Origin of the sequence: Xanthomonas vasicola (assembly GCF_000772705.2) — a bacterium.
GTDB classification, from domain to species: domain Bacteria; phylum Pseudomonadota; class Gammaproteobacteria; order Xanthomonadales; family Xanthomonadaceae; genus Xanthomonas; species Xanthomonas vasicola.
This window is the reverse complement of the sequence record NZ_JSBW02000027.1, coordinates 1-11931: the sequence shown is the minus strand read 5'-3', so window position 1 is coordinate 11931 and position 11931 is coordinate 1. Positions and strand designations below refer to the sequence as shown.

General features: G+C 64.1%; 8 protein-coding genes. 7 read left to right on the top strand and 1 reads right to left on the bottom strand.

All coding sequences use genetic code 11. The features are described from left to right. The first annotated feature begins 1 nt into the window (after position 1). Complete coding sequence (zipA, locus tag NX05_RS05535; RefSeq protein ID WP_039433833.1) at positions 2–733, top strand: cell division protein ZipA; 732 nt, start codon at positions 2–4, stop codon at positions 731–733. A gap of 6 nt (positions 734–739) precedes the next feature. After that, on the top strand, positions 740–1123 hold the full coding sequence (locus tag NX05_RS05530; protein WP_010366588.1) for a hypothetical protein: 384 nt from the start codon (positions 740–742) through the stop codon (positions 1121–1123). A gap of 203 nt (positions 1124–1326) precedes the next feature. Here the strand turns inward: NX05_RS05530 and NX05_RS05525 are convergent, their stop codons facing one another. After that, positions 1327–2451 (bottom strand): pyridoxal phosphate-dependent aminotransferase, encoded by a 1125-nt coding sequence (locus NX05_RS05525; protein ID WP_039433836.1) that lies wholly within the window; start codon positions 2449–2451, stop codon positions 1327–1329. A gap of 357 nt (positions 2452–2808) precedes the next feature. On the opposite strand from NX05_RS05525, the gene ligA reads away from it, so the two are divergent. From ligA to gyrA, 5 genes are all read left to right on the top strand, one after another. Then, the gene (gene ligA / locus NX05_RS05520; protein ID WP_039433838.1) at positions 2809–5310 is read left to right on the top strand and encodes an NAD-dependent DNA ligase LigA; all 2502 of its coding nucleotides are present in this window, start codon (positions 2809–2811) and stop codon (positions 5308–5310) included. Then, on the top strand, positions 5307–6269 hold the full coding sequence (gene epmA / locus NX05_RS05515; RefSeq protein WP_039433840.1) for an EF-P lysine aminoacylase EpmA: 963 nt from the start codon (positions 5307–5309) through the stop codon (positions 6267–6269). The genes ligA and epmA overlap by 4 nt, the downstream gene beginning before the upstream one ends. A 110-nt stretch (positions 6270–6379) precedes the next feature. Next, entirely contained in the window at positions 6380–7066 is a 687-nt protein-coding gene (locus NX05_RS05510; protein ID WP_039433842.1) for a DUF3011 domain-containing protein, read from the top strand. A gap of 549 nt (positions 7067–7615) precedes the next feature. Then, a complete protein-coding gene (mtnA, locus tag NX05_RS05505; RefSeq protein ID WP_039433846.1) occupies positions 7616–8680 on the top strand; it encodes an S-methyl-5-thioribose-1-phosphate isomerase in 1065 nt (354 codons plus the stop codon). 210 nt (positions 8681–8890) lie between these two features. Beyond that, complete coding sequence (gene gyrA / locus NX05_RS05500) at positions 8891–11587, top strand: DNA gyrase subunit A (protein WP_039433848.1); 2697 nt, start codon at positions 8891–8893, stop codon at positions 11585–11587. The last annotated feature ends 344 nt before the right edge of the window (positions 11588–11931 follow it).

The window sequence follows — 11931 nt, the reverse complement described above, 5'->3', positions numbered from 1 at the left end:
AATGTCCGACATGGCCATGATCCGGATCGGGATCCTGATCGCTGGACTGCTGCTGGTCGCGGCCATCTTCCTGTTTGGTCGCCCGAAGAAATCGCCGCAAGGGCGCCGGGTCGACAAGGACGAAGGCCAGCCGCGCGAACGGCGCGAACCGGTGATTTCCAGCGAGTTCGGTGCGGAAGGTGACGCAGCAGAACGCGCGGAAGGCATCGAGCAGAGCGAGCTCAACCTGGAGGGGCAGGATGCTTCCGGCGGCAACGAGGTGGGCAAGCGCCCGAACCAGGATTTCGACAAGATCGTGTCGTTGTTCGTTGCCGCCAAGGCGGGCCAGGTGCTGCGTGGCGAAGACGTGGTGGTGGCCGCCGAGAAGACCGGGCTGGTGTTCGGCCACATGAACGTGTTTCACCGCCTGGTGGAAGGGCACCCGGAGCGCGGACCGATCTTCAGCATGGCCAGCATCCTCAAGCCCGGCAGTTTCGACATGGCCAACATCCGCGAGATGCAGACGCCGGCGATTGCGTTCTTCCTCACGCTGCCGGCGCCGATGACCGCGCTGGATGCCTGGGAAAAAATGCTGCCCACCGTGCAGCGCATGGCCGAACTGCTCGATGGCGTGGTGCTGGACGACAGCCGCAACGCATTGGGCCGCCAGCGTGTGGCGCATATCCGCGACGAGTTGCGTGCCTATGACCGCCAGCATCAGGCACCGCCGCTGACCAAGTCGCCGCGCTGGTGAGTTGAAATGTTGAGTTTGCAGGGCGTGTTGGCGGTGGCGTTGTTGCTGGTCTTGTGGGCGATCTTGGCAATGCCGCTGCTGTGGATATTTACCAGGATCGCCACGCGCCTGCGCAAACGCCCGCGGAATTCACCCTGGCTGGTCGTGGGCTTTGCTGCGGTGATTACGTTGCTGGTCGCGCCGGTGCCAACGCCCTTCGTCAGCGTGTTCATGCCGCATGCCATCGCCCTGTTGGATCGCCGCTACTACCTGCACATCCTGCAAGGCCCACCGATGCTGCGCGAGCTGCTGCTATGGAACGCCGGCTCGATGGCACTGACTTTCGTGATCAGTTATTTCTGGATCCGGCGCACGCTGCGGGCACCGGAGCCTGAGGCGGTTGATCAGTAGAAATCCAGGGACCCTCTCCCCGCGGCAGAGGGGTTTGGGGCGAGGGTCCGGGCGAAGCACTCGTGCAGTTGAACAACGCCAGGCTTCGCTGGCACCCTCATCGGCCCCTTGCGGGCACCTTCTCCCCCGTGGAAGCCGGGCAATATCCCAAGGGAAGAAGGTGAGCGGTCACAGCAAAGCCATTTTCTTCCAAAGAAGAAAGGTTAGCGCTTGGCCTTACCGAACGCCTCGCGAAAGCGCAGCATTTCCGCTTCGGTGCCGACGCTGACGCGCACGCGCTTGGGCCAGATCGGCCAGCTGCGGCCGACGATGACGCCCTGCTTTTGCATCGAATCGGCGAACACGCTTGCATCGCGCTTGACGTCCAGCAGGAAGCAGCTGGCTTGCGAGGGTAGGCAGGTGTAGCCCTTGCCCTTGAGCCAGGCGATGGTTTCGTCGCGCACGCGTGCGTTGTCGGCGCGGCGGGTCTGCAGCAGTAGCGGGTCGCGCAGGCTGGCGATGCCGGCGGCCATCGCCGGAACCGACAACGGGTTGCTGCCGAATGCGGCGAGTTTGGTTTGCAGGCCGGGCGGGGCCAGGGCGGCGCCCAGGCGCAGGCCGGCCATGCCGTACAGCTTGGAAAAGCTGCGCAGCACGATCAGATCCTGGCGCTGACGCACCAGATCGGCCACCGACGGCTCGTTGCTGTAGTGGATGTACGCCTCGTCCACCACCAGCACGGCGCTGGCCGGCTTGTTGGCCAGCAGCCATTCGATGTCGGCGCGCGCAGTGATCGAGCCGCTGGCGTTGCCTGGGTTGCACAAATAGATCAGGCCGGCGGTCGGGTCGGCCTTGGCCATTGCCTTGACGTCGTGCGCACCGTCGGCACGCAGCGGCACCTTGCGCACGGCCACGCCGCGGGCAGTAGCGCTTTCGACCAATGGGTCAAAGCTCGGGTCGGCCACCACAAGCCCGGCGCGCGCGGAGGTCAACAGGCTGGCAGCCCGGTTCAGCGCGTCGCGCGAGCCGGGGAACAGCGACAGGTGATCGTTCGGCAGCTGCAGCTCGCCGGTCATCAGGTTGCGCAGATCCTGCTCCATCTCGAGCAGGTAGCGGCCCGAGCGCGGCAGCGAACGCGTGGCAGCATCAATCGCCGCCGGGGTAGGTCCGAGCGGGTGCTCATTGAGGTTGAGGTACACCGTGCCGGCCGCTGCGGCCACGCCAGGGGTTGCCGGTGCCGCAGCGCGCTTGCGGGCCGCCTCGGCCGTGGGTGCTAGCCCCAGTGCGGAAACCGCCACGCCGGTGGTGGCCAGGCTGAGAAACGAACGGCGCGAGACGGGCAACGACACGGTTGAACTCCAGAGGCGGCGGCAAAGAGGGCGCCACGCTAGCCGGTTTGTGCCTGTCTGCCTATCGGAAAATACCCGCCAGGCCCGTCGTGCAAGCGTGCTTGCTGGAACCGGAGGACGACGTCGGTTGTTCTGATGCTGCCTACAGAAGCGAAATTCTTGCTGGGCTCGCTTTCCGGGCAGTATCTAGATGGGGTTGAATCACCAGCTTAGTCACCAGCCCAGCACCTCCAACTCCAACCGCAATTCAAACCACTCCGCCGGCGATCAACCATCACAACCGAAGCACTCGCCGCTGACCCTTGGTATCGGCATGGCCCGTTAGAATGAGCGGCCCAGAGCCAGCCCAGCGATCGTATGACTGTCAGCCCGGATCCCGCTCAGCGCATTGATGCCCTGCGCCGTCGCATTGAAGACGCCAACTACCGGTATCACGTGCTCGACGAGCCGCAGATGGCCGACGTCGACTACGACCGCCTGATGCGCGAGCTGGAAGCGCTGGAAGCGGAGTATCCGCAGCTGGCATCCGCCGATTCGCCGACCCAGCGCGTCGGCCATCTTGCCGCATCGCGGTTTGCCGAAGTGCGGCATGCCTTGCCGATGTTGTCGTTGGGCAATGCCTTCAACGATGAGGAAGTGACCGAGTTCGTGCGCCGTATCAGCGAGCGGCTGGAGGTAAAACAGCCGCTGTTTTCGGCTGAACCCAAACTCGATGGCTTGGCGATCAGCCTGCGCTACGAAAATGGCGAATTCGTGCAGGGCGCCACGCGTGGCGATGGTGCCACCGGCGAGGATGTCAGTGCCAACCTGCGCACCGTCAAGGCGATTCCGCTGCGCCTGCGCGGCGAAGGCTGGCCGCAGGTGCTGGAAGTGCGCGGCGAGGTCTATATGCCGCGCGCTGCGTTCGAAAGCTATAACGCGCAGATGCGTGCGCAGGGCGGCAAGGTGCTGGCCAATCCGCGCAATGGCGCAGCTGGCTCGCTGCGGCAGCTGGATGCGCGCATCACCGCGCAGCGCCCGCTGAGCTTCTTTGCATATGGCGTCGGCGAAGTGAGCGAAGGCGTATTGCCGCAGACCCATTCGGCCATCCTGGCGCAGCTGCGCGCGTGGGGATTCCCAGTGAGTTCGCTGGTCGAAGTGGTGCAGGGCAGCGATGGTCTGCTGGCGTATTACCAGCGCATCGGTGCGGCGCGCGATGGGCTGGCCTTTGATATCGATGGCGTGGTCTACAAGCTCGACGATCTGGCCGGGCAGCGCGAAATGGGATTCGTCTCGCGCGCGCCACGTTGGGCGATTGCGCACAAGTTCCCGGCGCAGGAACAGTCCACCACGGTCGAAGCCATCGAGAGCCAGATCGGCCGCACCGGTGCGGCCACGCCGGTGGCGCGCTTGAAGCCTGTGCATGTGGCCGGGGTGATCGTCACCAATGCCACGCTGCATAATGCCGACCAGATTGCGCGGCTGGATGTGCGCGTGGGCGATACGGTGATTGTGCGCCGCGCCGGTGACGTGATTCCCGAAGTGGCTGCGGTCGTGGCCGACCAGCGCCCGCCCGGCACCCAGGCGTGGCAGATGCCCACGCAATGCCCGGTGTGCGGTTCGGAAATCGTGCGCGAAGAGGGCCAGGCGGTGTGGCGCTGCTCCGGCGAGTTGACCTGCCCGGCGCAGCGCAAGGAAGCCTTCCGGCATTTCGTTTCGCGGCGCGCGATGGATGTGGATGGTCTGGGCGAAAAATTCATCGAAGTGCTGGTCGACAGCGGCTTGGTGCAAGGTGTGGCCGATCTGTATCTGCTCACTGTGGATCAGCTGCTGCAACTGCGCATGATCAGCACCGCCGAAAGCCCGCATGCGTTCCTGCGCGAAGCGCGCGAGCATCTGGCCAGCGGCGCGTATGCACAGCTGGAAACCACGGTGGTCGGCATCGGCGTGGACATGGCCGGCGAGCGCGAAGTGCCGCCGACCTGGCAGGCCGATCTGCTGCGCGCAGGTCTGCCAAAGTTCGATTGGAATCGCAAAAAAATCGCCACCAAGTGGGCGGAGAATCTGATCGAGGCAATCGAAACATCGCGCGACACCACGCTGGAGCGTTTCCTGTTTGCGTTGGGCATCGAGCATGTGGGCGAAAGCACAGCCAAGGCGTTGTCGGCCTGGTTTGGCGATCTGGAATTGATTCGCCATCTGCCGTGGCCGCTGTTCAAGCGCGTGCCGGATATCGGCGGTGAAGTGGCGCGTGCGCTCGGGCACTTTCTCGACCAGCCCGGTAATCAGCAGGCCATCGACGATCTGCTGCAGCGTGGCGTGCGCATCGGCGACACGCATCCGCCATCGCCCAAGCTGCGCGAGGCATTGAGTTTTGCCAGCGTGCTCGAAGACATGGACATCCCCAAGGTGACGCCGGTGCGCGCGCAGCAGCTTGCCGCTGCGGTGGATTCGTTCGCTGCGTTGCGCACGGCCGGTGCCGATGCCTTGCAACAGGCCGGCGTTCCTGCGCCCGTGGTGGCCGCCTTGCTGCAATGGCTGGATCGCCCAGAAAACGCCGCGTTGGCAAGCGCCGCGCAGCAGGCGATGGAGACAGTGCTGGCGCGTCTACCGGAAGCCGATGCGCTGCAGACCGGCCCGCTCGATGGCCAGAGCGTGGTCATCACCGGGACCTTGGCTGCGCTCACGCGCGATGCCGCCAAGCAGCGGCTGGAAGCATTGGGTGCCAAGGTCGCTGGCAGTGTCTCCAAGAAGACCGCATTTCTGGTGGCCGGCGAAGAAGCCGGTTCCAAGCTCGACAAGGCGCAATCGCTGGGCGTGGATATCTGGGACGAAGCCCGCTTGCTGGCCTTTCTGAGCGAACACGGCCAACAGCCATGAGTGCGGCGCAGGTCGATCTGGCTGCGCTGCAGTTGCGGGCGCAGCTCAATGCCGCGATCCGCGCTTTTTTCGCTGAGCGCAACGTGCTGGAAGTGGAAACGCCAGTGCTTTCGGAGGCCGGCAACACCGAACCGAATATCGAAAGTTTCAGCACGCGCTTTACCGGCCATGTCGATGCTGGCGCGCCGCTGCGCTGGTTGCGCACCTCGCCGGAATATCCGCTCAAACGCTTGCTTGCGGCCGGCGTGGGCGATTGCTACGAACTGGGGCGGGTGTTTCGCAATGGCGAAGCGGGTGGCCGTCACAACCCCGAGTTCAGCATGCTCGAATGGTATCGGGTGGGCTGGAACGATCGCAGCCTGGCGCAGGAAACCATCGCGCTGGTACGCCGCGCGCTGGCGCTGGTCGGCCGCGAGGCCGCAGTGCAGGTGCTGACGTATCGCGACCTGTTCCTGCAGACGTTGCGCATCGACCCGCTGCGCGATCCGATCCAAACGCTACGCGCCGCGCTGCATGACGTGGCCATCGATCCGGTTGGCCTCACCCGCGACGATTGGCTGGACCTGCTGATGACCCATCGCATCCAGCCGGGCTTTGCCAGCGACACGTTGACGGTGGTGCACGATTGGCCGGCCAGCCAATGCGCACTGGCGCGTGTGCGCAACGACGACCCGCCGGTGGCCGAGCGCTTCGAGTTGTATCTGGGCAGCTTCGAGGTGGCCAATGGCTATCACGAACTAAACGATGCGCTAGAACAGCGTGCGCGCTTTGTGCGCGACAACGCCGTGCGTGCAGCGCGTGGATTGCCGCAGCTACCGCTGGATGAACGCCTGCTCGCTGTGTTGTCGCAGTTGCCGGACTGCGCCGGTGTGGCGGTAGGCGTAGACCGTTTGTTGATGGCCTTGCGCGGCACCGCACAGATTGCCGACGTGCTGGCGTTCGACTTCGCCAACGCCTGATTCATCGCGCTGTCATCGGCGCCGTATTGCTTTCTTCACATCGATGATGCTCTCATCTTCGCGTCCACGGGGGCGCGACGAAGATTCGTTTCGGGGTGAGGATTGTCGGCATGAAGTGGCTGATCAGCTTATGCGGTCTGTGGTGCTTGCCGCTGCTGATGCTCGCCGATGCGCGTGCTTCCGACCGCGCCGCCGGCGTGGTGCGCTGCGAGTCCAAGGACCTGGCGCGCGTGCACTGCGCGATGGATACCTCCCAAGGCGTGCAGCTGGTGCGCCAGCTCTCCGAAACCAGTTGCATCCGCGGCAGTGAATGGGATGTCGAACGCGATGGCGTGTGGGTCGAACAGGGCTGTCGCGCCGAATTCGCAGCATCCCGCGCGCAAACCGCAACGGTGATGCGCCGCGTGGTGCGCTGTGATTCCAATGGCGGAACGGTGGCGTGCCCGGTGCTGCTGCGTGGTGCGCCGGTGCGGCTGCTGCGGCAACGCTCGATGTGGCCGTGCAAGGAAGGGCGCACCTGGGGCATGCGCCGCAACGAGATCTGGGTGTCGCGTGGCTGCGATGGCGAATTCGAGGTGGGCGCCGAAGACGGCTCCGGCTTCGTCTCGGTGCCGCGCATGATCACCTGCGAATCGAAGAAGAGCGCGCGCCGCACTTGCGGCGTGTCGGTTGAACGTGCGGTGCGCCTGGGCCGGCAGATGTCCAAAACGCCGTGCGTGGAAGGCCAGACCTGGGGCTGGAGCCGCGACGGGGTATGGGTAAACGACGGCTGCCGCGCCGAGTTCATCGTCGACTGAGCGGGTGGCAAGGCTGCTGCGCTACCGGCACGTCGGTATCGCTAGGCGGAAGATTGACGTCTTCGCTGTGGGGCGATCGATCTGCGGTTTGGCTGCAGGGCTCTTGCCCGCCCAGCGGCGCGGGACTTGCTGCAAGTCCGTCCCTCTAAGCTCTTAGGCGGCATCCATGCCGCATAAGGTCCCGTGATGCTGGGCGGGCAGGGGCCAGTCGAGATGCTCGGCCTGCACGCTTGCAAGGGCAGCCGGCGTGTTGCTTCGATAACACCGCGTTGGATCAGCGTCACAGTGCAACGCGATCGGCAGGTAGGTATTCAAATGCAACCGGCAAACTTTCTGGTGCTGTGCCCTTGCCGCTTGCAGGATCGTATCGCGGCATTGATGCAGCCACAGCGCCGACAAGGACGTGCTTGCGGCGCGTCTGGCGAGTGGCGAGAGCACAGCACCCTCGACCAACCAGGGTGTCGCGCTTGATGGATTGCTGCGCCAGGACGGCGGACTGAGCATTGCCAGTCCACTGACTGGGCTGCCTGCGCGCCTTACAATAGGTCAATGAACGACAGCGCCCATATCGATTACGCCCGCTACGACCACATCCGCCCACTGTTGTGGACCGGCGATGCCCTGGAATTGCTCGACCAACGCAAGCTGCCCTTCGTGGTGGAGCATCTGCGTTGCGACAGTAGCGACACGGTGGCCGAAGCGATTCATTCGCTGGCCGTGCGCGGTGCGCCGGCGATCGGCATTGCGGCCGGTTGGGGCGTGGTGCTGGCCGCGCGCGACATCGACGCTGATGATGGCAGCGCCGCGCTGCAGAAGCTCGAGCCAGCATTGTTGCGGCTCAACGCGGCGCGTCCGACCGCCGTCAACCTGGCCTGGGCGCTGATGCGCATGCGCCGGGTGCTGGCTGCGGCCGGCGCCGACTGGCGCGAGGTGATCGCGCGTGAAGCGCAGGCCATCGCCGATGAAGACCTGGCCGCCAACCGTCATATGGGCGCGCTTGGCGCCGCACTGATCGCGCCAGGCAGCGGCGTGCTGACCCATTGCAACACCGGCTCGCTGGCCACCGCCGGTTTCGGTACCGCGCTCGGTGTGATCCGCGCCGGCATGGCGCAGCAGCGCATCGCCAAGGTGTTCGCCGGCGAGACGCGGCCGTGGCTGCAGGGCGCACGCCTGACCGTGTGGGAGCTGCAGCAGGATGGCATCGACGCCACCCTGATCGCCGATTCGGCCGCCTCGCATCTGATGAAGTCCGGGCTGGTGCAGTGGGTAATCGTGGGCGCCGATCGCATCTGTGCCAATGGCGATACCGCCAACAAGATCGGCACTTACCAGTTGGCGATCGCCGCACGCCACCACGGCGTCAAATTCATGGTGGTGGCGCCGTCGTCGACGGTGGATATGGCCACCGCCAGCGGCGACCAGATCGAGATCGAGCAACGCGATCCGGGCGAATTGTTCGGCGTGGGCGGGGTCCGGACGGTGGCCGACGGCATCCATGCCTGGAACCCGGTGTTCGACGTGACCCCCGGCGATCTGATCGATGCGATCGTCACCGAACGCGGCGTGATCACGCAGCCGGACCTTGCGCGGATGCAGGCGGCCTTCGGCAGCTGAGTCCCGCGCGCCGCCGACAGGCTGCCAACGCCGCTGAAACTCCCTCCAAGTGCTTGTTTCTGGCTGGTAAACCGAAGGCATCGGAGTGGCCTGCCGTGGTACAATCTGGCGCTTGAATCGATCGGCGGGAACGTAGGGAAGGCAGCCTGATGCAAGGGCGCGCCCGACGCGGCTTTCCGGCTCACCCGCCACCTCACTTACGGAACCCGAATGGCAGAAACCGCCAAGGAAATCATCCAGGTTAACCTGGAAGACGAGATGCGCAAGAGCTATCTCGATTACGCGATGAGCGTGATCGTGGGCCGCGCACTCCCCGATGCACGTGATGGCCTCAAACCCGTGCACCGACGCGTGTTGTTCGCGATGCATGAGTTGGGCGCACATAGCAACAAGGCCTACTTCAAGTCGGCGCGTATCGTCGGCGACGTCATCGGTAAATACCATCCGCACGGCGACCAGTCGGTGTACGACACGCTGGTGCGCATGGCGCAGCCGTTCTCGTTGCGTTACATGATGGTGGACGGCCAGGGTAACTTCGGTTCGGTCGACGGCGACTCCGCTGCGGCGATGCGTTACACCGAGTCGCGCATGTCGCGGCTGGCGCATGAGCTGATGGCGGATATCGAAAAGGAAACCGTCGATTTCCAGCCCAATTACGACGAAAAGGAACAGGAACCGACGGTCATGCCGACCCGGTTCCCGAACCTGTTGGTCAACGGTTCGGCCGGTATTGCGGTGGGTATGGCCACCAATATCCCGCCGCATAACCTGACCGAGGCGATCAACGCCTGTATCGCGCTGATCGACACGCCGGAACTGGATGTCGAAGGCCTGATGGAATACATCCCGGGCCCGGATTTCCCCACCGCCGGCATCATCAACGGTACCGCCGGCATTGCCGCCGGCTATCGCACCGGCCGTGGCCGCGTGCGCATCCGTGCCAAGGCCGAGGTGGAAGTGGCCGACAACGGCCGCGAGGCGGTCGTCGTCACCGAGATCCCGTACCAGGTCAACAAGGCGCGGCTGATCGAAAAAATCGCCGAGCTGGTCAAGGAAAAGAAGCTCGAAGGTATCAGCGAGCTGCGCGATGAGTCCGACAAGGACGGCATGCGCATCTACATCGAAGTCAAGCGCGGCGAATCGGCTGAGGTTGTGCTCAACAACCTGTATCAGCAGACCCAGATGGAGGCGGTGTTCGGCATCAACATGGTGGCGCTGATCGATGGCCGCCCGCAGTTGATGAACCTCAAGCAGATGCTGGAGGCGTTCATCCGCCACCGCCGCGAGGTGGTCACCCGCCGCACCATTTTCGAACTGCGCAAGGCGCGTGCGCGTGCGCACGTGTTGGAAGGCCTGACCGTCGCGTTGGCCAACATCGATGAAATGATCGAGTTGATCAAGACCTCGGCCAACCCGCAGGAAGCGCGCGAGCGCATGCTGGCCAAGACCTGGCAACCGGGTCTGGTCGGCGCTCTGTTGGGCGCGGCCGGTGCGGAAGCCTCCAAGCCGGAAGATCTGCCGCCGGGTGTGGGCCTGATCAAGGGTTTTTACCAGCTCAGCGAAGTGCAGGCCTCGCAGATTCTGGAAATGCGTCTGCATCGCCTGACCGGCTTGGAACAGGAAAAGCTGACCGACGAGTACAAGCAATTGCTCGGCGTCATCGAAGGCCTGATCCGCATCCTGGAAAACCCGGATGTGCTGTTGCAGGTGATCCGCGACGAGCTGATCAATATCCGCGAAGAATACGGCGACGAACGCCGCACCGAAATTCGTCACAGTGAAGAAGATCTGGATATCCTGGATCTGATCGCGCCGGAAGACGTGGTAGTGACGCTGTCGCACGCCGGCTATGCCAAGCGCCAGCCGGTGAGTGCGTATCGCGCGCAGCGCCGTGGTGGCCGTGGCCGTTCTGCCGCAGCGACCAAGGAAGAAGATTTCATCGACCAGTTGTGGCTGGTCAACACGCACGACACGCTGCTGACCTTTACCAGCAGCGGCAAGGTGTTCTGGCTGCCGGTGCATCAGTTGCCGGAAGCCGGCTCCAATGCACGTGGCCGCCCGATCATCAACTGGATTCCGCTGGAACCCGGCGAGCGCGTGCAGGCGGTGCTGCCGGTGCGTGAATACGCCGACAACCGTTACGTGTTCTTCGCCACGCGCAACGGCACGGTCAAGAAGACGCCGTTGAGCGAATTCGCTTTCCGTCTGGCACGCGGCAAGATCGCGATCAACCTGGACGAAGGCGATGCGCTGGTCGGTGTGGCCTTGACCGATGGCGACCGCGATGTGTTGCTGTTCGCCTCCAACGGCAAGACCGTGCGCTTCGGTGAATCCACCGTGCGTTCGATGGGTCGCACTGCCACCGGCGTGCGCGGTATCCGTCTGACCAAGGGCGAAGAGGTGGTCAGCCTGATCGTGGCTGAGCGTGCCGGCGGTGTCGAAGAAGAAATCGAAGCCGACGATGTCGATGATGTGGTCGAAACCACCGATGGCGCTGAAGCCGCGGTGATTGAGGTCGCTGATGACGGCAACGTTGCCTACATTCTGACCGCCACCGAGAACGGCTTCGGCAAGCGCACTCCGCTGACCGAGTATCCGCGCAAGGGGCGTGGCACGCAGGGCGTGATCGGCATCCAGACCACCGAGCGCAACGGCAAACTGGTGCGCGCGGTGCTCCTGGGCGCCACCGACGAAGTGTTGCTGATTTCCGACGGCGGCACGCTGGTGCGTACACGTGGTTCGGAGATCTCGCGTGTGGGTCGTAACACGCAGGGCGTCACGCTGATCCGCTTGTCCAAGGGCGAGAAGTTGCAGGCAGTCGAACGCCTGGATGCATCGCTGGACGAGGTGGAGGACGTGTCAGGCGAGGCGGCTGTTGCGAGCGATACGCCGCCTGCAGACGCCTGACGGTCACAGCCAGTCGCAGAGCGACCAAAGCAAACGCCGGCGTAATACCGGCGTTGTTATATGGTGAATGGCAATTTCCGTTCATACGTATACGCCGCCCCGCCGCCAAAGACAGACATGTCTCGGTGCGACAAGCTTTGCGTACCTGAGATGCATGCGAGGACATCGTCATCCGTGCTTGCCGCACCGCGGTCACCGCGGGCAATCCAGTCTTAAATAGTCGCCCCTGAAAAACCCCAGACCACATCCATTGCAAGGCTTCATCTGCGTTATCGGTGTGCTGGAATTGCCAGTTTTCGTTACGCTACGTCCTGGTTTCTGGCAGTTTTCGCCCATGCGTACAC